The organism is Vibrio rubrogenes (assembly GCF_059641415.1).
The window spans coordinates 1-22,427 of record NZ_JCARSY010000018.1 but is presented as its reverse complement, the minus strand read 5'-3'; the positions used below and the strand labels follow the sequence as shown (position 1 = coordinate 22,427).

At 47.9% G+C, this 22,427-nt stretch carries 18 protein-coding genes and 1 pseudogene; 8 read left to right on the top strand and 11 right to left on the bottom strand.

The window, feature by feature from the left end:
- Nucleotides 1-17 precede the first annotated feature (17 nt).
- The 6 genes from codA to AC55NX_RS13395 all read right to left on the bottom strand — a co-directional run bounded on the left by codA (nt 18) and on the right by AC55NX_RS13395 (nt 9,735).
- Nucleotides 18-1,265, bottom strand: a complete 1,248-nt coding sequence (gene codA, locus AC55NX_RS13420; RefSeq protein ID WP_496996206.1) for a cytosine deaminase — start codon at nt 1,263-1,265, stop codon at nt 18-20.
- A gap of 132 nt (nt 1,266-1,397) precedes the next feature.
- Entirely contained in the window at nt 1,398-3,287 is a 1,890-nt protein-coding gene (locus AC55NX_RS13415) for a methyl-accepting chemotaxis protein (protein WP_496996205.1), read from the bottom strand.
- Nucleotides 3,288-3,951: 664 nt separating this feature from the next.
- Nucleotides 3,952-5,841 (bottom strand): methyl-accepting chemotaxis protein, encoded by a 1,890-nt coding sequence (locus tag AC55NX_RS13410; protein ID WP_496996204.1) that lies wholly within the window; start codon nt 5,839-5,841, stop codon nt 3,952-3,954.
- Nucleotides 5,842-6,185: 344 nt separating this feature from the next.
- Entirely contained in the window at nt 6,186-6,779 is a 594-nt protein-coding gene (locus tag AC55NX_RS13405) for a PqiC family protein (RefSeq protein WP_496996203.1), read from the bottom strand.
- Nucleotides 6,776-8,434: an intermembrane transport protein PqiB gene (pqiB, locus tag AC55NX_RS13400; protein ID WP_496996202.1), complete on the bottom strand. Its 1,659-nt coding sequence runs from the start codon at nt 8,432-8,434 to the stop codon at nt 6,776-6,778. The genes AC55NX_RS13405 and pqiB overlap by 4 nt, the downstream gene beginning before the upstream one ends.
- Entirely contained in the window at nt 8,431-9,735 is a 1,305-nt protein-coding gene (locus tag AC55NX_RS13395; RefSeq protein ID WP_496996201.1) for a PqiA/YebS family transporter subunit, read from the bottom strand. Before AC55NX_RS13395 ends, pqiB begins: the two co-directional genes overlap by 4 nt.
- A 488-nt stretch (nt 9,736-10,223) precedes the next feature.
- Between AC55NX_RS13395 and AC55NX_RS13390 the strand changes: the two genes are divergently transcribed.
- The gene (locus tag AC55NX_RS13390; RefSeq protein WP_496996200.1) at nt 10,224-11,516 is read left to right on the top strand and encodes a hypothetical protein; all 1,293 of its coding nucleotides are present in this window, start codon (nt 10,224-10,226) and stop codon (nt 11,514-11,516) included.
- 87 nt (nt 11,517-11,603) lie between these two features.
- Here AC55NX_RS13390 and AC55NX_RS13385 read toward each other — a convergent pair whose 3' ends face one another.
- The 4 genes from AC55NX_RS13385 to AC55NX_RS13370 form a co-directional block, all read right to left on the bottom strand.
- Nucleotides 11,604-11,894: a hypothetical protein gene (locus AC55NX_RS13385; protein ID WP_496996199.1), complete on the bottom strand. Its 291-nt coding sequence runs from the start codon at nt 11,892-11,894 to the stop codon at nt 11,604-11,606.
- Between the two features lie 233 nt (nt 11,895-12,127).
- Entirely contained in the window at nt 12,128-13,108 is a 981-nt protein-coding gene (gene glk, locus AC55NX_RS13380; protein ID WP_496996198.1) for a glucokinase, read from the bottom strand.
- 438 nt (nt 13,109-13,546) lie between these two features.
- Entirely contained in the window at nt 13,547-13,975 is a 429-nt protein-coding gene (locus AC55NX_RS13375; RefSeq protein WP_496996197.1) for a VOC family protein, read from the bottom strand.
- A 325-nt stretch (nt 13,976-14,300) separates the two neighbouring features.
- Nucleotides 14,301-15,011 carry a UTRA domain-containing protein gene (locus AC55NX_RS13370; RefSeq protein ID WP_496996196.1) on the bottom strand — a complete coding sequence of 237 codons (711 nt, stop codon included), beginning with the start codon at nt 15,009-15,011 and terminating at the stop codon, nt 14,301-14,303.
- Nucleotides 15,012-15,223: 212 nt separating this feature from the next.
- Between AC55NX_RS13370 and AC55NX_RS13365 the strand changes: the two genes are divergently transcribed.
- From AC55NX_RS13365 to cobD, 7 genes and pseudogenes are all read left to right on the top strand, one after another.
- The gene (locus AC55NX_RS13365) at nt 15,224-16,270 is read left to right on the top strand and encodes an ABC transporter substrate-binding protein (RefSeq protein WP_496996243.1); all 1,047 of its coding nucleotides are present in this window, start codon (nt 15,224-15,226) and stop codon (nt 16,268-16,270) included.
- A gap of 9 nt (nt 16,271-16,279) precedes the next feature.
- Nucleotides 16,280-17,083: an alkaline phosphatase family protein gene (locus tag AC55NX_RS13360; protein WP_496996195.1), complete on the top strand. Its 804-nt coding sequence runs from the start codon at nt 16,280-16,282 to the stop codon at nt 17,081-17,083.
- A gap of 56 nt (nt 17,084-17,139) precedes the next feature.
- A pseudogene (locus AC55NX_RS13355) lies at nt 17,140-17,955 on the top strand (ABC transporter permease); the annotation flags it as partial.
- Between the two features lie 61 nt (nt 17,956-18,016).
- Nucleotides 18,017-18,805: an ABC transporter permease gene (locus AC55NX_RS13350; RefSeq protein ID WP_496996194.1), complete on the top strand. Its 789-nt coding sequence runs from the start codon at nt 18,017-18,019 to the stop codon at nt 18,803-18,805.
- Nucleotides 18,802-19,821, top strand: a complete 1,020-nt coding sequence (locus AC55NX_RS13345; RefSeq protein WP_496996193.1) for an ABC transporter ATP-binding protein — start codon at nt 18,802-18,804, stop codon at nt 19,819-19,821. The genes AC55NX_RS13350 and AC55NX_RS13345 overlap by 4 nt, the downstream gene beginning before the upstream one ends.
- Nucleotide 19,822: 1 nt before the next feature.
- On the top strand, nt 19,823-20,527 hold the full coding sequence (locus tag AC55NX_RS13340; RefSeq protein ID WP_496996192.1) for an HAD family hydrolase: 705 nt from the start codon (nt 19,823-19,825) through the stop codon (nt 20,525-20,527).
- 68 nt (nt 20,528-20,595) lie between these two features.
- Nucleotides 20,596-21,702: a threonine-phosphate decarboxylase CobD gene (cobD, locus tag AC55NX_RS13335; protein WP_496996191.1), complete on the top strand. Its 1,107-nt coding sequence runs from the start codon at nt 20,596-20,598 to the stop codon at nt 21,700-21,702.
- Between the two features lie 3 nt (nt 21,703-21,705).
- On the opposite strand, the gene cobU is transcribed toward cobD, so the two are convergent.
- Nucleotides 21,706-22,260, bottom strand: coding sequence for a bifunctional adenosylcobinamide kinase/adenosylcobinamide-phosphate guanylyltransferase (gene cobU / locus AC55NX_RS13330; protein ID WP_496996190.1), 555 nt, complete (start codon nt 22,258-22,260; stop codon nt 21,706-21,708).
- Nucleotides 22,261-22,427 lie beyond the last annotated feature (167 nt).

Below are 22,427 nucleotides of genomic sequence, written 5' to 3'. Positions count from 1 at the left end.
CATCAATAATATTAAACTCAAGCGGTCATTTTAACGCCGCGTCTCAATATTGACGGTTGGCGCTCAATAATAATTTCTCCGGCCCTGACCGACCAAAGCACCTCACTCTGATTTCTCAAAACAGAGACATCATCAGTGCCATCCAAAATGATAAAATGCCCCGGTTTTCCTTCAGCAATACCGTATTGATCGGAGATATTTAATACGCTGGCACCGTGGTCGGTAATAAAGCTTAATGCGGACACCAAATCTTCATATCCCATCATATGACAAGCATGAATCGCAAAATCTAATTCACGTAATAGTTTCCCATTCCCTAAGGTGTACCATGGGTCTTGTATCGAGTCTTGTGCCAAAGCAACATTAACCCCCGCCCGGTGAAGCTCCTTGACTCGGGTAATTCCCCGCCGCTTCGGAAATTCGTCAAAGCGTCCCTGTAAATGCATATTCTCCGTCGGACAGGAGACGAAGTTAATCTGTGACTTTTTCAGTAACCGAAATAATTTCGAACAGTAGGCATTATTATACGAATGCATGGCAGTGGTGTGACTGGCGGTCACTTTGGGTCCCATATCCAATTCCAGTGCCACCGTTGCCAACACTTCAAGAAACCGGGAGTTTTCATCATCAATTTCATCACAGTGCACATCGACCAGCTTCCCGTGTCGGCGGGCAAATTCGACGACCCAGTGCATCGATTCGACGCCGTATTCCCGGGTAAATTCAAAATGTGGAATCCCACCGACAACATCAATCCCAATCTCTAACGCCTTTTCCATCAATGCTTTTCCGTTCGGGTAAGAGAAAATACCTTCCTGCGGGAAAGCGACAATTTGTAAATCAAGATAGGGTTGGAGTATCGGTTTCAACTGGTTAATCGCTTTCAATGCTGTCAATTCAGGATCGGTCACATCAACATGGGTACGAACATACTGAACCCCGTTGGCAATCAGCAATTCAGCCGCAGTAAGCACACGGCGTTTGACATCATCGATATCCAGCAGTGCCTTTCTTTCCGCCCAGCATTCAATCCCCTCGAAGAGCGTACCACTCATATTCCAGCGCGGTTCACCGGCGGTCAGAACCGCATCCAGATGAATGTGAGGCTCCACAAACGGGGCGCAACATAACTTCCCCATGGCATCAATATCGGCGGCTTCATCAAGCAGACGAGGTTGCGACTGAATCTTCTGAAAAATACCATCTTCAATTTGAATCGAGTAAAGCCCTTCAGCGCCTCTTAAACGTGCATTGATAATTTTCATCTCTTATTTCCCTTTGTTATCGTTTTTATGACGACCTTGTCTTTATGACCACTGAGTCCATAAAAAGAGCCCCGATCACACACGGATCAGGGCTTGCTATTATGTGACGGTCATTGAATAATTGACCCTATTTCAGAGTTTGAAGCGCGAAATTTCGCGTCCCAACTCAGTCATCAAGCGATGAACTTCCTGTGCTTCTTCAGCGGCCAACTGAGCTTCATAAGTCATCTGGTCACTCACTTCCCGGACGGATTCGGTATTACCATTAATATCCGCGGTCACCAGAGACTGCTCTTCTGCTGCCGAAGCAATCTGGGTCGCCATATCACTGATCATCGTAATCGATTCACTGATCATCTGCAGTTTATCACCCGTATGGTTGAAGTCTTGTACACTGTTCTCAACCAAATGGTGACTGGCCTGCATCACGCTGACAGCATTGTTGGTGACTTTCTGCAATCCTTCAATCTTCGACTGGATTTCTTCTGTGGAAGCATGCGTTCTCTGCGAAAGCACGCGCACTTCATCGGCAACAACCGCAAAACCTCGTCCTTGCTCGCCAGCCCTCGCAGCTTCAATTGCGGCATTTAAGGCTAACAGGTTGGTCTGTTCGGCAATCGCACGAATCGTTGACAGAATCGTTGATATTTCGTTCGCATGGACTTCAAGATCACCGATAATCCCGGCAGCGCGAGTCAGTTCTTCAGCCAATTGGTTAATCGACTTCATACTCTTCTGCATCTGCTCATAACCTTCGGCACCCAATTCAACCGACTGGTTGGCACTCTTCGCAGTGTTTTCAGCATTACCGGCAATCTCAGCCGTCGCAGAAGCCATTTCCGTCACAGCCGTTGCGACCATGGTGATCTCATCCTGCTGTGTCTTCAGTTGCTGACTACGCTTCGTCGCAGCCGATGCCGCACTATCTGCTCTCTGATTCAGGGCGATCGACACATCGTGAACTTTTTTCACCATCGCATGGAGTCGATCAACAAATTTGTTGAACCGTTCTGCCAACAAGCCGACTTCATCCTTACGATCAACGTCCAGCCGTTTCGTCAGGTCACCATTCCCTTCAGCAATTTCAGCCAATGCGTCACCAATATCACCAATGGCTTTGAGTTGTCTCGAGAGTACCCACGATGTTAACAGGGCAATCACAACAAGGATCACGATAGCGATGATGATTTGATTAAGCAGCAACGAATTCATCGGTTTTTCCAACGTTGCCTGATCCATAATCATGAGCAACATCCAGTCCGTGTGTGCAATGTTTTGCCCCATCACCACTTTATTCTTCCCGTCGATATCGACGAACAGTGGTTTTCCTGAATCAGAAGCCTGAGACAGAGACTGAATGTTCAACTGTGGGATCGCTTCGCTAATAGGTTTCAGGATCAAATCTTTGTTCGGATGCGCAACGACCGTTCCTTTCTTATTCACCAGAATCGAATAACCGTCGCCCAATACTTTCATTTTCAGGACGTCATTAATTAACTGGTCTAATGCCAGATTCGATGCGGCAACACCAATTAACTGACCATTTTGTCGAACCGGATCTGCCAAAGTTACAACTAATTTTTTCATCGTCACACTGACATACGGATCCGTCGTTACAGCTTCGTTCTTTGACTTCGCCAGTTTGTACCAACCTCTGACGCGTGGATCATAACCGGGTTTGTTCAGAGAAGGATCTTGTCTGTACATCTCTCCTTTCTCGTTGCCGTAATAACTCAAACCGAATCCGCCAGATTTCAACGTCTGTCTTAAATGAGGTACAACATCTAAGGTCGGATCCCGTTCGATTTCATCTTTTAACCCTTCGATTGCCAGTTGCTTATCATGAAACCATTCACCGATCCCTTTTGCATAAGCCTGCAATGTATTGCGACTCTCACTCTGAATAGCACGCCAGCTATCTTTTTTAAACGACTGATAACTGACCATCACTAAAATGGTGGCCGTTAAAGTAATTGCAGCAACGACAGAAAGAACGATCTTCCTTTTCAAACTTAATTGCATAGGAAGTACTCCCTAAGTTTATGAAACAACTTCGTATGTTATTTTAATAGATAACTCATCATAATATGATGGGGAGTTTCCCCGTCACATGAACACTTTTTTACCGACTTACTCATTTTGTATTCACTTATTTTCCTATTCTCTAACTATAGGTGAACAACATAAAAACAGGAGAAAAGAGATACGGAACATCTCTGAATCAAGCTCTCAACAACACTTTTATGATATATATTGCTACTCACTGTGACTTATACACACATCTCATTCCTGAAATCATCAAGATTTCCTTCTGTCTTTCCCGACAATCATGAAATAGAAATCATCAGTTGCCGCCTTTTAACGACATTGATCACATTTTCTTTAGTTCTAATATTAATAAAAGCGACCTTGATCGTCGTGTGTCAAAAAATACCCAGAGAGCAGGGATAACAATCGAAGTTAACAGGCGTTGATGACGCGATGAAGACATACCCAAGCGGAAAGGAAAACACCGGATCGTGATCCGAATCCGGCGTCAGAGATGATTCACGAGCGAGTCGCTAATGTTGCGGCAATCGGATCAACAATTTGTGTCAGCCAAAAATGAGAAAGCTGCTGGGGCATTGCTGGATAACGATTTGCTGGATAACGATTACGTGACAATCATTGAATGATTGACCCTATTTCAAAGTTTGAAGCGGGAAATCTCCCGTCCCAGTTCAGTCATCAAGCGATGAACTTCCTGTGCTTCTTCAGCGGCCAACTGAGCTTCATGAGTCATCTGGTCACTGACTTCACGGATAGATTCAGTATTACCATTAATATCCGCTGTCACCAGAGACTGCTCTTCTGCTGCCGAAGCAATCTGGGTCGCCATATCACTGATCATCGTAATCGATTCACTGATCAGCTGCAGTTTATCACCCGTATGGCTGAAGTCTTGTACACTGTTCTCAACCAAATGGTGACTGGCCTGCATCACGCTGACAGCATTGTTGGTGACTTTCTGCAATCCTTCAATCTTTGACTGGATTTCTTCTGTGGAAGCATGCGTTCTCTGCGAAAGCACGCGCACTTCATCGGCAACAACCGCAAAACCTCGTCCTTGCTCGCCAGCCCTCGCTGCTTCAATTGCGGCATTTAAGGCTAACAGGTTGGTCTGTTCGGCAATCGCACGAATCGTTGACAGAATCGTTGATATTTCGTTCGCATGGACTTCAAGATCACCGATAATCCCGGCAGCGCGAGTCAGTTCTTCGGCCAATTGGTTAATCGACTTCATGCTTTTCTGCATTTGCCCATAACCTTTTGCCCCCAACTCAACCGACTGGTTGGCACTCTTCGCAGTGTTTTCAGCATTACCGGCAATCTCAGCCGTCGCAGAAGTCATTTCAGTCACCGCCGTTGCAACCATGGTGATCTCATCCTGCTGTGTTTTCAGTTGCTGACTACGCTTCGTCGCAGCCGATGCCGCACTATCTGCTCTCTGATTCAGGGCGATCGACACATCATGAACTTTTTTCACCATCGTATGGAGTCGATCAACAAATTTGTTGAACCGTTCTGCCAGCAAGCCGACTTCATCCTTACGATCAACGTCCAGCCGTTTCGTCAGGTCACCATTCCCTTCAGCAATTTCAGCCAATGCGTCACCGATGTCACCAATGGCTTTGAGTTGCCGCGAGAGTACCCACGATGTTAATAGAGCAATCACGACAAGGATCACGATAGCGATGATGATTTGATTAAGCAGCAACGAATTCATCGGTTTTTCCAACGTTGCCTGATCCATAATTATCAGCAACATCCAGTCCGTGTGTGCAATGTTTTGCCCCATCACCACTTTATTCTTCCCGTCGATATCGACGAACAGTGGTTTTCCTGAATCAGAAGCCTGAGACAGAGACTGAATGTTCAACTGTGGGATCGCTTCGCTGATAGGTTTCAGGAGCAAATCTTTGTTCGGATGCGCAACGACCGTCCCTTTCTTATTCACCAGAATCGAATAACCGTCGCCCAATACGTTCATATTTAAGACGTCATTCGTTAATTGATCCAACGCCAGATCCGACGCGGCAACACCAATCAACCGGCCATTCTGCCGAACCGGTTCTGCCAGAGTCACAACGAGCTGTTGCATCGTTACGCTGACATACGGTTCAGTTATCACTGCCACGTTCTTTGACTTCACCAGTTTATACCAACCTCTGACGCGTGGATCATAACCGGGTTTGTTCAGGGCAGGATCTTGTCTGTACATCTCTCCTTTCTCGTTGCCGTAATAACTCAAACCGAATCCGCCAGATTTCAACGTTTGTCTTAAATGGGGGATAATATCTAAAGCCGGATCCCGTTCGATTTCATCTTTTAGCCCTGTGATTGCTAATTGCTTATCATGAAACCATTCACCGATCCCTTTTGCATAAGCTTGCAATGTATTACGATTCTCACTCTGAATAGCACGCCAGCTATCTTTTTTAAACGACTGATAACTGACCATCACTAAAATGGTGGCCGTTAAAGTAATTGCAGCAACGACAGAAAGAACGATCTTCCTTTTCAAACTCAATTGCATAGGAAGTACTCCCTAAATTTATAAAACAACCTCGTATGTCATTTTAATGATGACCGATACACACACTTCACTTTTAAAATCATCAAGATTTACGACTACATTACACGACAAGATTAGATAAAAATCATAACTCACTCACTTTTAATGATATTAATATGCTTTATTTCATCTAAATATCAGTCAAATAGATATTTATGACTGTATGTCTGTAGCAAAGGTTATCATTGCAACTCACGGATATGGTCAGTCATGCAATCAAGTCGATAACGTTGGCAATGCCATAAAGACATCACAAACGGAGAGAAAACTTCGGATCACCATTCGGATCCGAAGTCAGAGAGGATTTACTGGCGAGAGGCTAATGTGGTGGCAATCGGATCCACGATTTGTGTCAGCCAAAGATGAGAAAGTTGTTGAGTCATCGCCGGATAGCCGTTTTGTTGCATCATATCCACACTTTCAAATGACGCTTCATGAAGCAACTGTTTCGACGCTGACCAGAGTGACCAGTGACCGGCAGCGGTGATTTTCCCATGTTTGTCGGCATGGAAACGATAGACTTCAATATCCAGCAATAATGTCGGTCGAATATACTGATAAGACGGTACCCATGTAAGTTCCGGTAATCGTTCTTTCAACCGTCTCAGCGTCATTTTTTCCAATTGAGAGCTCAGAGGTTCCGCCCACAAATGTTGTGACGCCAGATACACCTGCCCGTCGGGATCAACCATGACAATATTCGGTTTTTCCAGATATCCCGGGATTTTAATGGCTTTGATCTGAATCGGCTGATCGATCTTGGCCAATGTATTCAGAGCCGGAACCCGTTCCGGCATCGGTAGCAAATACTGTGTCGTTTCTAACGCAGTGCTACCAGAGCACCCACCGAGTAATATCAGCATGAGCGATAGCCATACAACGCGCCATGTCAATCTCATTTTGTACTCCCTTTAGTCACTTTCGGCTCAATATCCTGCTCACTCTGCTTACCGAAAATAATCGAGTTCGGCTGCCGGCGTATGTCCTGTAGTAATGGATATAATGTTTCAAGGTTACGTTGTACGGCATCAAGGCTTTGCTGAATATTCTGTCCTAAAGTACCTTGAGCCTGATAATCACTCAACGTTTCATTCAAGGTTTCCAATGTGCTCACCAGCCGATCCGGAATCGCCTGTGTCTTCTCTTGTGACAGCAGTTTTTTCAGATTCTTGCTTGCTTCATGTAATTCTTTGAATGTTTCATCGGCAGACGCCAACGTCTGATTCAGTTGCCCGACTGTTTTATCCATCGGCAATGCCGCCAGATGATCGAGAATCAGCGTGATTTTTTCCTGCATGGAGGCCAGAGAACTACTGACTGTCGGGAAAACCGGATATCCGTGATACATCGTCTCCGTCATTGGTTTGGGATCTTTCACAAATACAATCGACACTACTTTCGCTCCGGTCAGCAGATTACTGCTGTTCAGTGTGGCTCGCATTCCCCGCTCAAACCCTTGAGCCAACATCCCGCGCCACTCATCCAGATTAATGATTTTCTCACTAAAATGAGACGCGATCCGCTGTGGCTCCAAACGGACCAGAATCGGAATCGACGGCATACGAATATCCCCAGTACTCTCAATTCCGCCACCATGATACGGCACTTCTTCCACCGTCCCCAGACGAACACCATTATATTCCAGCGGAGCCCCCGGTAGCAGACCACTGATACTGCCCTGAACTAACATGATGTAATCAATGTATTTGTCATAGCGGTTATTCGCCGCCGCTTCTTTAGAAGAAAAAAGACGGAATTCCGTTAAATCCTTAACCGGTGAGCCTGAGTCCTGACTGTTTGTCGTGCCGAATGAGATCCCACCGGAGAACAGCGTCTGTAAAGAGTCCATCCGCACTTCCAGCCCTTTTGCCGTTCCTTCAACCAAAAGCCCCGGTGTTATCCAGAACTGCACATTGCTGTGAACTAAAGCATCATAAGGCGCCTTGACAAAAATATGGTAGGTAATCGCTTTTCGTTTCACATCGAAATCAACATTTTCAATGTAGCCGACTTCAAACCCGCGAAAATGAACCGGTGAACCCACTTCCATTTTCGCGTTATCCGTCGAATAAAGTTTCAGGCGAATCCCCTGATTATCAGCCGTCGATAACGGTGGTTGTGTGAGCATCGTGAAACGTTCACGTTTTTCACCATTTTTACCCGGATTAACGTTGATAAACGCACCGGAAAGAATGGTGCCCAGACCACTGATTCCTTCTTTACCCACTCTGGGCTTTACAACCCAGAACTGGCTTTTACTGTTTAACATTGCCTCGGAGCCCTGCTCCATCCGGATGCGGATAATTGCATGATTAAAGTCATCACTGAGTTGAATGTCGGTGACTTCTCCGACATCCACATTATGGGCCTTTACTTTGGTTTTCCCGGCGACCAACCCATCTGCATTTTCTGCGACAACGATAATCTCCGGCCCTTGCCGGGACCAGTTTTCAACCAACATCCATCCAGCGACAATCGCAGCAATTAAAGGCACGAACCAGATTGAATTAAAGTGCATCCGGTGAGCGGATTCCGTAACAGATGAGCGATTCAAATAGTTATCTCCTCAGATTTATCCCAAATCAGGCGGGAATCGAACGACATCGCTGCCAGCATGGTCAGAATCACCACCGCAGCAAAAGAAATAGCAGCAACACCGGGTATAATATTCATCATGGCTCCGAGCTGAACCAGCGCTGACAAAATCGCCACCACAAACACATCCACCATTGACCAGCGCCCGACAAATTCTGTGATGTGATAAATTCGTTGGGTCGGTTTTTCATACTCTCTGCAACCAAAACGAATTTGCCAACATAACCAGAACAACATCAAAATCTTCATCACCGGCACCAAAATACTGGCAACAAAAATCACACCGGCGACAAGATATGATTTCATTCCCCACAATAAAATAACACCGCCCATGATGGTTGACGGCTCACTGGTCCCCAGAAAGGTTGTAATCATGATCGGGAAAAGATTGGCCGGAAGATACAAAACACAAGATGCAAATAATAGCGCTAAAGTATTGTTGAGACTGCCCTGTTTACGCTGATGAAGAACATGATGACAGCGCGTACATTTATGGGTTTGCGCAGTCATCAGTGCCCCGCAATACTGGCAGCCTTTTAGCCCTTGAGATAATGCAGAACCGGAACGAACCGGAACCGCCGGTGCCGGGCCACACAGACAGTGCCAAATCCAGCGTTTATCAACAAAAGAGATCGTCCTGAACAGGCAGATTGTAAAGACACAGAATGCCCAGAAAGACAGCCCCAACTCAATTTCAGCCAAGCTTTGCAGTTTGACTAAAGCCACCAGCCCGCCGAGCAGAAAAACATCGACCATCAGCCAGGGTTTCAAGGCATTGATCGTGTGCGTCAATCCATAATGAATCGCGCGGAGCTTCCCTTGTCGCATCGCCAAGGCAGTCAAGAGCACCGCAATCAGATAGACCACCGGTAACACCAGCAAAGTTAGGGTCACAATAATACCGAGGGAGATATAGTGTTCTCCCATCAGGCCATAAATACAGTCTAACAAGGTGATCCGCTGATGGCTGCCTTGCGAAGAGAACCCGAGAAAAACAAAACACAGCGACATGATGAACATCAACACCGCTGAACATCCGTTACTCAGCAACTGCTGAGGAGCCTTCGAATGACACGTGACAATCAAGTGGCCACAACGGGCACAATACAATTGTTCTCCGGCTTGCATCGGTGGCATCACATTCACCCAGTCACAGTGATCACAAGCCGTTGCTTGTTCATGACATTTTCCGCTACTCATCTCTGTCACACCATTTGGTTCCCTGTCGCTCAGCATTCGTGAATCATTCGCTTTCATCATCGAGTTTACCTACGACATGGAAGTCTGTAAAAGCAATTGTTATCACAAATTTGCACTGACTGTTATTCCATTTTATGGACGGTAAATACACTTTGTAGACAATAGGTCTGTATCCACTGACCACCCCCCGCACTCCCGTGTAGATGAAGTGGCCCAATACCACTACTTATTTTGGCTTCATTCCTTTTTATTCTCAGCGTTTTGTTTTTAACTTTTTATTCTTAAAGAAGAGGCAGTAATAATTAAATATTGCATAAAAACGCGACTGATCTCTAAACAACATATTGCTGTGTTCTTTGTCAATGCGTATGATTATCGGTATACACTGAATTATATGAGATCAAACTCTTATTATCTCTGTTCGTCTGTGCCTTTATTTCTCTGTTTTTATGCATCAGTGTCAACCCGAGTATGCTCCCGATGTGATGAGGCTCTGCTCGTACTGACGGTGATGTACGATACGTGTGTTTGTTGCGGTAGATTCAACAATGAAAGAAAAAATAGCAACTATCTGTGGCTGGATGTTGATGCTCAGTTTGATCCTCTCCGTCATATCCACCTTCAGTGATTCTGTTCCGTTCTACTGGGCTGGTGTACCGATCTGGCTGGCTTCCTGTGTGTTAATTCCGACCCTGAAAGCGGCCCAAAAAAGGCAAATATTCATTTTACTGGGGATCGGATTAGCCGGTTTGCTATTCGGGCTATTGAATCAGGCTGACTCGACTTACATCTTCAAAGCGATAGATGCCAATCAAAAAGTCATTAATATGCTGATTGGGGTCGGGTTTCTGAAAATTTTTGCCACCGCAAGTATCCGCACTCAAGAAGACTTACCCAAAGGGAAAGGGGCCCTGCTGCGAACTTTACTGGGTACACACCTCTTCGGTGCCGTGTTAAATATGTCGTCTGTAATTATTGTCGGGGATCGGCTTGCCAGTCAGAGTCGTATGACTCCGTTACAGGGGATATTATTGCTCCGGGCATTCTGTATCTGCGCATTCTGGTCACCTTTTTTCGCCGCAATGGGATTGGCACTGATCAGTTCTCCGGGGGCGCAACTTAGTACACTGGTTCTATATGGTATTCCAATCAGTATTGCCGCCATCGCTTTCAGTGCATGGGAAATTCTCAGGCAGCCGGACGCCGGTGACCTACACGGTTATCCGATTGCCCGGCATTCACTATGGATGCCTTGTTTGCTGGCGTTGATTGTCATCGGGATGCATGAATGGCAACCACAAATCAGCGTGCTGACACTGGTTACCCTGACGGCTATCCTGTTTATTTTTATTTGGTTACTCACCAGTGACGGACTCAGAGGATTATTTCGTTTCAAGCAACACATCGAGTCAGGTATTGTCGGCTCAGCCGGTGAAGTCGCTTTATTTGCAGCAGCGGCTTTATTGGCTGCCGGAACCGCAGCAACCTTGTCATCACTGGATATCCACCTTGCTCCACCGCATTTCGGCCCGATGGAAGCCAGTATCACCGTGATGATTCTGGTTGCGCTGGCAATGACGGGTATGCATCCGGTCACCAGCGTGGTACTCGCCGGGAGCTTACTTGCCCCATCTGTTCATGATCCGAATTTGTTAGGCATGACGTTATTGATGGGCTGGTCACTCGGTATCTTACTCTCCCCGTTCTCTGGCGTTCAGCTCAGTATTCAGTCCCGCTATGAAATCAGCGCAATCAGTCTGCTCAAAATGAACTGGCGTTACGCGATTACCATGCTATTGCTGTGCTTTGCCTTGCTGTGGTTCTATCAGTTTTCGCACTGAGGGGACTCGTGCAGTAAAACCGAAGAGTCTGACGCTCATCACACTAAACTCTAAACGCACTGACAGAAGATATGATGAAACCAGTGACTAAAAAATCACCAACAATGCGATGAGAGCAACCGACAATCCAACCACACTCAATACCCGCATCGCACTTTCCGGATAGCGGGTATACAGCTCAGGAAAGATAAAAGTCACATAAGCCGCTGCCGGTATCCCCAGATAAAAACTACTAATCCTTGAGTTGGTCGGAATCTCAGAATTCGTAATCAGCAAAACAGCATAAACAAGATAAAAAGCAGTGAATCCCCATTCCGGCCTTGCAAAGTTTCTCCATTGGAACAAAACAATGAGCAGTGGTAAAAATACAAGTTCCATCCAGTTTCAGCCTCTCATATTTCCCCAAAAATCTATTCTATTATTCAATAAAAACAATGAGTAATGAACTCTGGGAAATAATAACAAACACAGCAATAATTCCCGGCTCAGAAAACCTTCCAGAGCTGTATCAACCCAATGTCAGACAACTTCAATTAAAAAGGGCTGCGTCCCAATATGAACACAGCCCTTCGCCAGTGGATCATTTCATCGATAGATCATTTCATCGGAAATTACTCCGCCGATGATAAAGATAAACCGAGCGATTGTCTCAGATAAGCACCGGCACCCAGTAAGCCCGGCTCTTTATGGGTAATCAGGAAGACGGGAATATTCTCTAAATAAGTATTGAACCGCCCTTTATCTTCAAACGCAGCGCGGAACCCGGAATTGAGCAAAAAATCCACAAAACGCGGCACAATCCCACCGGCAATATAAACGCCGCCAAAGGTTTCAAGGTTCAATGCCAGATTGCCGGCAAAGCGTCCCATCAAGACACAGAACAGCGCCAGAGCTTGCCGACAGTCCGCTTGCGTGTCTGCCTGTGCATGTTCAACTACATCTTTCGGTGTGTACGCTTCCGGTGTACGCCCGTCGGCACGTACAATCGCATTATACAAATTTACAATGCCTTGTCCGGACAGACAGCGCTCTGCAGAAACCCGGCCAAAGTCTTTACGTAATTCGGCTAAAATCCGATCTTCGTCCGCATTCCCCGGAGCCAGATCCACATGTCCGCCTTCACCGGGAAGACTCAACCATTCGTTGCCGACTTGAAGCAAATGCGCCACGCCCAGCCCCGTTCCGGCACCGTAAACCGCAATCGGTTTGCCTTTGACCGCACTGCCTTGACCCACTTTAATCACATCGGACTCAGCTAAAACCGGAATCGCCATCGAAACCGCAGTAAAATCATTGATCACCTGAAATGTTTCAAGGCCGAGGTTGTGTTGCAGGGTTTCGATTGAAAATTCCCAGCTATGATTGGTCATCGAAACCCAGTCACCTTGCACCGGACAGGCAATCGCAATACAAGCTTGTTGAATAGCGACTTCGGATGCTTCGATATAATGCTTGATCACTAACTCAAGACTCGGATATTCGGCGCAGGCATACGTTCTTGCGTGACTGACTTTCCCTGATGCCAGTTCGCATAATGCCAAACGGGCATTAGTGCCACCAATATCGCCAATCAACGCAAATTGATAAGGCATAGAATCCTCCATTAAAATTCAAATCCAAAAATCAAAAATGCCGGCAAAATGCCAACATCAAAAAACAAAACGACACGAGTGGACAACCGCCAGATGTCGGGAGATCTTCCCTATTCTTTCGCGTTAATATCATGATCGGTTATTTTCGCTGCCAGTTATTGATTACCAATAGTTTTTATTGCCAGTAGCTTTCACCGTCAACAAATTTCACTGCCAATACGGCATTCTATCGACTTCGACACAGCGAACCTGAGATGTTCGTCAAAGCTAGCGGATAAATCATCCGTCTCTGCGCATTTTTAGGCGTCCCTGAGTCAATCGCGTACAGATGACGCACAGCTTAAGTCACGTATCGTGAATACTGCGTCACCTGAATATCCGTCATCCTCTTTGCCGGATGAGCGATGTCCGACGAACAATGCGATCCGAAAAACACACCTACTGAATCACGAGACTGCCATCTTCATGAAAGTCCCAGCAATCACCATAGGCGACTTCCCATATGTAACCGTCAGGATCAGAAAAGTAGCCACTATAGCCGCCCCAGAACGCATCCTTGGCAGGTTTTTCCAACTTAGCGCCGACACTGACCGCCAACGCCAAGACTTCATCAACTTCCTCTTTTGAACGCGTATTGTGAGCCAATGTCACACCAGAAAACCCCGAACAGTGAGCGGCATACTCCGGCGAGACATCATCAGCCAGTTCCTCAAGCGGATATAACGCAAGACAGACACCACCAGTTTTAAAGAAAATGATGCCGTCTGCCGGTTTTTGAGGTGAAGTAAAGCCGAGTGCAGAATAAAAGTTATATGAAGTTTCTAAATTTTTCACACCGAGTGTGATAATACTAATCCTTGGTTCCACCGAATGCTCCTTGATACATCAATCACTTCATATATCACGCTACCATGTGTCAGCAATCAATCCTTGGTCAGACCATGGTGGTGAGATAAGACTCTTTCTATTTTAGCCTAGCAAAGATGCGAAAAAACATCGCTAGAATGCAAATAATCAGCAGTGTTCTCAAAAAATCGACGCCACCTATTAATATAACAATGAAACTGAATCAATATAATTATCAACAGCCTTTGATTTTTGAGCCTCGATATGACAACAACATGAATGTAATAAATTTTTGCTCACAATCTCTCATGCACAGGAGCATTCAATAATATGATCAGCATCTGGGTTACGTATTTTCAGTATGGCTATCGATGGTGAGCATCACTGCATCCGGGCGCCAGTATTCAAACTCACAATCGATGATTGCGCCGTCTTGTTTATAATTAACTCGACAAATTTTCAGTACTTGCTGTCCGGCAGCAATGTTGAGCGCTTTCGCAACTTGAGGCGTCGCAGCAGTTGAAATCACATCAAAGCGGGAACGGCTGGTGACATAACCATATTTGTGACGGTACAGCCCGGTCAGTGACTGGGTCAGATTTTCTTCCAGAATGCCGGGAAACCAATGGGCAATCAGGCAATTCTCAACATACAGCACCACTCGCCCGTCAATAAAACGCAGCCTTTGAATAATATGTAATGGCGTCATCTCATTGCGTGCCAGCAACTTGGCTTCGTCACTGGTCGCCATTCGGCTTTGGACTTGGATTAAGTGCGTTTCAGCAATGCGGTTCTGGTCACGGATCATCTGATGAAAGTGACTGCGGGACAGCGGGTTATAATGAACTCTTGGTGGTGAAACAAACCAGCCCCGGCGCTCTTCGCGATAGATTAAGCCTTCCGTTTCCAGAGACGCCAAAGAATCTTTAACCGTAATCCGCGTGGTCGAAAACAGGGTACATAACTCCCGCTCCGAAGGTAATTTTTGTCGGGCACTCATCATCCCGCCGAGAATCTGCTCCCGAATGACATCTTTAATTTTAGTTAACTGCGTCATCTCTCTGTTTACCTGAACTAGCCCAAAACCGACACATTCAATGTAAGAGGTCGCCCGAAAGCAAACAAGCAGGACACAGCAATATTCATCAATCTGTCATAAATAATTTAGAAAACAGCCAAGGAATCGTCACATTTGCTGAATAGGATGAATATTAAACAAACTGAACTAGTCCAAAGGATGGCTTTATGAAATTATGTCGCTTCCCCCGAATGATTCCGACAGCATTAGCGCTGATTTCCGGCGCACTGACGTTTCATGCAACTGCTAAAACCCAATCGATTGATGAACTGGCTAAAGCCGCGCAAGCGGAAGGGCAAGTCTACAGTGTCGGTATGCCCGATAGCTGGGCAAACTGGAAAGATACCTGGCGCGATCTGAATACCAAATATCACCTGCAACATCAGGATACCGATATGAGTTCCGCGCAAGAAGTTGCCAAGTTTGCGGCGGAAAAACACAATGCCACTGCAGATATCGGTGATGTTGGCTTTGCTTTCGGTCGTGTTGCGGTGCAAAAAGGTGTCGCGCAACCTTATAAACCTTCAACCTGGAACGAGATTCCTGACTGGGCCAAAGATAAAGACGGCTACTGGGCCCTTGCCTATACCGGCACAATCGCCTTTATGTCGAACAACAATCTGGTAAAAAATCCACCGAAGAGTTGGGCTGACCTGCTCAGCGGAGACTATAAAGTCACCATCGGTGATGTCGGTGTTGCCTCGCAAGCCAATAATGCTGTGTTAGCGGCTGCATTTGCCAACGGCGGTAATGAGTCTAACCTCAAACCAGCCCTCAAATTCTTCGCCAAACTGGCAGAGCAAGGGCGTCTGTCTTTCACCGACCCCAGCTTGGCGAACATAGAAAAAGGGGAAGTTGAAGTGGCAGTGTTGTGGGATTTTAACGCGCTCAACTACCGCGATAAAATTGACCGTTCTCGTTTCACGGTGAGCATCCCTCAGGATGGTTCGGTCATTTCCGGCTACACCACCATCATCAATAAATACGCCAAGCACCCGAACGCTGCAAAACTGGCTCGTGAATATATCTTCAGTGATCAAGGGCAAATCAACCTTGCCAATGGTTATGCTCGTCCGATCCGCACTGACATTGAGCTCCCGGCAGAAACCAAGGCCAAATTACTTGATAACAAACAGTACAAAAACGTGCATCCGATTCAAAATTTCGATGCCTGGGAAAAATCAGCCCGCCGTCTGCCACGTCAATGGCAGGAAAATGTCCTCATCCACCAGCAGTAAGGCAACCCTATGAGCAATAAAGTAATTCTTGTTGTTCTGGATGGCCTCAATCTTTCAGTAGCCCGGCAATGTCTGGGCTACCTGAATGGCCTGATTGCATCTCAGCAAGCAACGTTATATCCGATCACCTGTGAACTGCCCTCTTTGTCCCGGCCGCTTTATGAATGTTTGCTGACGGGCGTCCCGCCGGTCGCAAGCGGCATTGTGCACAATCAGATCAACCGCCGCTCCCATCATGAGTCGGTGTTTAGTCTGGCGACCCAACAAGGCAAGAAAACCGCTGCTGCTGCCTATCACTGGTTTAGCGAACTATATAACCGTTCCCCCTATCATCCGGTCGAAGATCGCTTCACCGACGACCCGGCGCTCAATATCCAGCACGGCTTATTTTATCACTGGGATCACTACCCCGATGAAGCGCTGTTTCTCGATGCGGAATACCTGCGTCGTCGTTATGATCCGGATTTTCTGTTGATTCATCCGATGAACATTGACGATGCCGGTCATCAGGCGGGTCTCGATTCCGCCCACTATCGCAATACCGCCCGCAAAGCCGACATGATTCTATCGGATCACTTGCCCCGATGGATGGCGGCGGGATATCAGATTTTGATCACCAGTGACCACGGCATGAACAATGATCGCTCGCACGGTGGCACTCTGGCGGAAGAACGTGAAGTCCCGCTGTTGGTGATTGGTGAACACTTCAGTCATCAGCCGACCCCAATTGCGCAGACTGATATTTGTGGCGTGATTTGTCAGTTACTGGGACTGAGCCACCAGAAAGCGATTGCAGGAGGTATGCTCCGATGAATCCCCAAGCAAATGTCATCCGTGCGGCCAAACCTCGTAACAAAGACACCCTATTGATGCGACTGAAAAAATGGCGACCGCTGTTGTGGCTGATTCCGTTTGCCGTGGTCTTCTATATTTTTCAGCTCTCTCCGATGGTATGGGTCGTTACCAACAGTTTCAGCGACGGCAGCCAGCCATCACTGGACAACTACCGGGAAATTCTTGACTCCAGTTTTATTCAGCAAGCCTTCAGTCACAGTTTATGGCTGGCGTTATGGTCGAGTCTGATCGGCCTGCTCGTCTCCGCCCTGTTCATCTCATCGCTGCGTCATCTCAACAACCGTATCCGCGATGCCGTGATTGCATTCACCAATATGAGCAGTAACTTTGTCGGCGTGCCGCTCGCTTTTGCTTTTATTATCATTCTCGGTACCAATGGTGCCCTGACCCTGATTTTGCGTCACCTCGGGATTCTCGATGAATTCAATCTCTACGGTCGCTGGGGACTGCTGGCCATTTATACCTATTTTCAAATCCCACTTGGCGCTCTCTTACTCTATCCGGCATTCGATGCCCTGAAAAAAGACTGGCAGGAAGCGGCAGCCTTGCTTGGAGCCAATACGCGTCAATACTGGTTGAAAATCGCCCTCCCCGTACTGGCTCCGGCGCTGTTCGGGACGTTCATTATCTTATTTGCCAATGCTATCGGTGCCTATGCCAGTGCATATGCCCTCACCCTCGGCAACTACAACCTGATCACCATTCGCATTGCCAGTCTGGTTTCCGGAGATCTGTTTCTCGAACCGAATCTCGCCGCGGCCATCTCCGTGTTACTGATAGCGATTCTGGCGTTGGTCACCATCGTCAATCAATGGCTGATTGCGCAAAGTGACCATACCAACCCAGCCAAACACCGCCCGGCCAAACATCGTCTGATAAAAAGGAACAACCATGCAAAGCACCAGTCAGACTTATCATAAAACTGTCGTGTACGGGATTATTCTGATTTTGCTGATCCCCATCGCAGCCACATTTGCCTATGCGCTCTCAGAGCGATGGGGAGCCTCGATTCTCCCTGAAGGGTTTACCTTGCATTGGTATGTCCAGTTACTCAGCGACCCACGCTTTCTGGCGGCATTCGGCCGGTCATTATTTGTCTGTCTCGCGGCACTGCTGCTGGCAACCGTGCTGATTCTGCCGATGATGTTCGTGATTTTTTATTACTATCCGAAGCTGGATAAAGTAATGAACATTCTGATTTTGTTACCCTTTGCCGTGCCGCCGGTGGTCTCTTCCGTCGGGCTGCTCCAGCTCTATGCCGATAGTCAGATTGCACTGGTCGGCACACCGTGGATTCTGATTGGCACCAATTTCACCATTGCGCTGCCATTTATGTACCGCGCCATTGCCAACAATATGATGGCGATTCATCTGCGCGATCTGATTGATGCCGCTCACCTGCTCGGTGCCAGCACCACCAAAGCATTTTGGTTCATCATCTTGCCCAATTTGAAAAAAGGCCTGATGTCGTCACTGTTTCTCTCTTTTTCATTTCTGCTCGGTGAATTTGTATTTGCCAACATTCTGGTCGGCACCCGTTATGAAACGTTACAGGTGTATTTGTACAACATGCGTCAGACCAGCGGTCACTTCACCTCAGCACTGGTGATGACCTATTTCTTGTTTATTTTTATCTGTACCTGGCTTGCCAGCCGCTTCAACCGGGGAGTTCAACTATGAGTTATGTTCACATCAATCAGCTCGCCAAAGCATTCGGTGAGCACACGGTTTTCAAAGAGATCGATTTCACCATCGAACAAGGGGAATTCATTACCCTACTCGGCCCCAGCGGTTGCGGAAAATCCACACTGCTGCGTTGTATTGCCGGGCTTGATGCTATCGACAACGGTGAAATCTGGGTTGATGACAATGAGATCTCCCGTCAGGCACCACAGCAACGGGAAATCGGCATGGTGTTTCAGTCTTATGCACTGTTTCCCAATATGACGGTGGCGGGTAACATTGGCTTCGGCCTGAAAATGAAAGGCGTCGATAAATCTACCATTGCGCGCGAGACACAGCGCTTTGTCGAACTTGTCGAGTTACAAGGTAAAGAAAAGCATTACCCCCATGAACTATCCGGCGGACAACGGCAACGGGTCGCTTTAGCCCGAGCACTGATCGTCCGGCCCCGTATTCTGCTGTTGGATGAACCGCTCTCTGCCCTCGATGCCAAAATCAGAAAAGTGCTGCGCCAGCAAATCCGTACGATTCAGAAAGAACTCAACCTGACGACCATTTTTGTCACCCACGATCAGGAAGAAGCCATGCAGCTGTCTGACCGAATCTTTCTGATGAATCAGGGCGAGATTGTGCAGCAAGGCAGCCCGGAACAGATTTACACCCAACCGGCCAATACTTTTGTGGCGCAATTTATGGGGCATTACAATCTGCTCGACGCCCGGACAGCCAACACTTGGTTCGGGATCGAGAGCGCCGGTCAGGTCGCGATTCGTCCCGAGTCCATTTATGTCAAAGAGCCGGGTCGCCAGTATGAGGCACACATTTCAGCGCCGCGGGCGGCAACCGTCATCAGCCATCAGTTATTGGGCAACGTGATTCGCTATACCGCCGCAATCGACAATCAGCATCTGACCGTTGATCTGCTCAACCGCTCTTCAGAACGATTATTTCCGGCTGGACATCCGCTGGAACTTTTATTTAACTTAAACGAAATTCAACCGGTGAGAGATTAAGATGGCCAACCCTTTATATGTGTTCGACATGGATGACACCCTGATTGACGGCGACAGTGCCATGATCTGGAATACGTTTTTAGTCGAGCAAGGTATCGTCACCGATCCTGATTTTCTGGTGCGGGATCGCGAGATGATGGCTTTATATGCCGCCGGAAAGATGGATATGGCGACCTATCTGAATTTTACTCTCGCTCCACTCACCAAGCTGCCTCAAACCACCGTTGATGCGCTGGCCGAAACCTGCGTGACAACCCAAATTCTGCCACGACTGTTCAGTGAAGCGCAGCAACTGATCAGCGAACTCACCACTCAACAAATTCCGATGCTCGTCATCTCTGCCACGGTCAGTTTTATCGTCCGCCCACTGGCGCAAAAAATCGGTATCCCCGATGCGTTAGGCATTGATCTGGTCACCGCCGATCAGCGTTATACCGCCGAGATTGACGGTATTGCCAGCTATCGGGAAGGCAAAGTCCGCCGACTGGACGACTGGCTCGCGAGTCAATCGCAATCTTTCTCTGCCGTGCATTTCTATACCGATTCCATCAACGACTTACCGCTGTGCCGGCACGCCGATTATGTCTATCTGATCAACCCGGCGCCAGCGCTTGCGCAACAGGCCGAAGGCAAACCAAACTGGACCATTTATCGCTGGGGTAAAACCTCCCCTTCAACACCCACCCCATCGGCAGCATCTGCCTGAACTGGCGCTTCAATCGCGAATCCGCTACATTGTCAGCCATTGATGACAGACATAACGCAGACGATTCAATGGCAAAAAGCGGACAACATGGCGGAAACACCCGGGAAATGGCAGAGAAATACGGCCAAACCGCGGCAGAGATACTGGACTTTAGCGCCAATATCAATCCGCTCGGCATGCCGCCAGCGTTACGCGCAGCACTGATCGCTCAGATCGATTGTGTCGAACGCTACCCGGATATTGATTATCAGCACCTCCATCAGGCGATTGCCCGTCACCATGCCACTCAGATCCACCGTTCTGAAGGCGATTTCCCGGCCAGTTATGTGGTCGCAGGCAACGGCGCGACCGAGCTGATTTATCAGTGGGTACTGCACACGCAGCCGCGCCACGCCTTGATTGTCGAACCGACATTTGCCGAATATCGCCAAGCGCTGACCCGTGTCGGGTGTGAGATTGAAGGGTTTGTCTTGCAGGAGAGTGAAGGGTTTGCGCTCACTGAGCGTTTACTGGATGCATTGCATCAAGGACTGGACTGTCTGTTCCTCTGCACCCCGAATAACCCGACCGGGCTGATGCCGGAGGCTGATTTACTGCAACGTATCGTCACACGCACCGCTCAGTTGGGGATCAGGCTGTTTGTGGATGAGTCATTTATTGATTTTTTACCGCAGCATCGAGGGCTGACCGATGTGCTGGAACACCATCCGCACCTGTTTGTGCTGCGTTCGATGACCAAGTTTTACGCCATTCCCGGGCTACGGCTCGGCTATTTGTTGTCAGCCAATCAGCCGGTTCTGGCGGCACTGCGCAATCAACGTGAACCGTGGACGATTAACGCCTTCGCGGCACTGGCCGGAGAAATCCTGTTTGCAGACGATGGGTATGCGGAACAGACTTATCACTGGCTGCACAGCGAGCAATCTTACCTGTTCCAAGGCTTGTCTCAGTTGCCGGGGTTGACGGTTTATCCGCCTGCGGCCAACTATATTTTCTTTCGCCTGCACCGGGCTGATTTCGATTTACAACATGCCCTGATGCAGCGCAACATCCTGATCCGCCACTGCGCCAACTACCGGGGCTTATCGCCACAATACTACCGCGTCGCCATTCGCGCCCGAGCAGAGAATCAACAATTGCTACAGGCACTCCGCGACGTGCTTGCGCCTGACTAACCGTTAAGCGCCTTTCAGTTGCATCGGCAAACCGGCGGCCATAAAAGTCACCTGTTCGGCTAACGCCGCAATCGCCTGATTCATCCACCCGGCATGATCGACATACAGGCGGGAAATTTCACCCATCGGGATAATGCCGAGGCCGACTTCGTTGGAGACACATAAAATCGTCGCCGGAGAGTCGCGCAGCGCGGTGACCAAAGCCTGAACATGCTGTTCAATCTGTGCTTTGGTGGCGGTTTCGCCATCGTTATAGATAACGTTATTGAGCCACAAGGTCAGGCAATCGACCAGCACGATATCCTGCTGCTGAAACTGTGCCAGCATCTGCGCCAGCATCACGGGCGATTCATGCTGACACCACTCCGGCCCGCGGCGAAGCTGATGCTGTTCAATCCGCTGCTGCATCTCCTGATCAAACGCAATCGCGGTCGCAACATAATGCAGCCGAGCCGCACACCCTTCATCCAAGCGCTGCTGCAACAACGCCAACGCCTGACGCTCCGCATAGCTCGACTTCCCGCTCCGCGCCCCGCCAATAAAAAGAGATGTCGCCATAGATTCCTCCGCATAGTGAGCCTGTGATTTTGCCCGAACGAGGGGGAAAAGCAATTGCCATTCTTCCTTATATATTAGGGTTATACATAACGTGTAGTTCAATTGCCGACTGCTGCTGCTAATTTTGGGAACCAAAATTCGTGACAGGTCTTTTGTCAATTGAAGCG

Coding starts and splice junctions, on each gene's coding strand:
- AC55NX_RS13415 (WP_496996205.1), bottom strand. CDS start 3,287: ATGCAATTAAGTTTGAAAAGGAAGATCGTTCTTTCTGTCGTTGCTGCA.
- AC55NX_RS13360 (WP_496996195.1), top strand. CDS start 16,280: ATGAGCAATAAAGTAATTCTTGTTGTTCTGGATGGCCTCAATCTTTCA.
- cobD (WP_496996191.1), top strand. CDS start 20,596: ATGGCAAAAAGCGGACAACATGGCGGAAACACCCGGGAAATGGCAGAG.
- cobU (WP_496996190.1), bottom strand. CDS start 22,260: ATGGCGACATCTCTTTTTATTGGCGGGGCGCGGAGCGGGAAGTCGAGC.
- AC55NX_RS13385 (WP_496996199.1), bottom strand. CDS start 11,894: ATGGAACTTGTATTTTTACCACTGCTCATTGTTTTGTTCCAATGGAGA.
- AC55NX_RS13410 (WP_496996204.1), bottom strand. CDS start 5,841: ATGCAATTGAGTTTGAAAAGGAAGATCGTTCTTTCTGTCGTTGCTGCA.
- AC55NX_RS13370 (WP_496996196.1), bottom strand. CDS start 15,011: ATGACGCAGTTAACTAAAATTAAAGATGTCATTCGGGAGCAGATTCTC.
- AC55NX_RS13350 (WP_496996194.1), top strand. CDS start 18,017: ATGCAAAGCACCAGTCAGACTTATCATAAAACTGTCGTGTACGGGATT.
- AC55NX_RS13390 (WP_496996200.1), top strand. CDS start 10,224: ATGAAAGAAAAAATAGCAACTATCTGTGGCTGGATGTTGATGCTCAGT.
- AC55NX_RS13345 (WP_496996193.1), top strand. CDS start 18,802: ATGAGTTATGTTCACATCAATCAGCTCGCCAAAGCATTCGGTGAGCAC.
- AC55NX_RS13340 (WP_496996192.1), top strand. CDS start 19,823: ATGGCCAACCCTTTATATGTGTTCGACATGGATGACACCCTGATTGAC.
- AC55NX_RS13395 (WP_496996201.1), bottom strand. CDS start 9,735: ATGATGAAAGCGAATGATTCACGAATGCTGAGCGACAGGGAACCAAAT.
- glk (WP_496996198.1), bottom strand. CDS start 13,108: ATGCCTTATCAATTTGCGTTGATTGGCGATATTGGTGGCACTAATGCC.
- AC55NX_RS13405 (WP_496996203.1), bottom strand. CDS start 6,779: ATGAGATTGACATGGCGCGTTGTATGGCTATCGCTCATGCTGATATTA.
- AC55NX_RS13365 (WP_496996243.1), top strand. CDS start 15,224: ATGATTCCGACAGCATTAGCGCTGATTTCCGGCGCACTGACGTTTCAT.
- codA (WP_496996206.1), bottom strand. CDS start 1,265: ATGAAAATTATCAATGCACGTTTAAGAGGCGCTGAAGGGCTTTACTCG.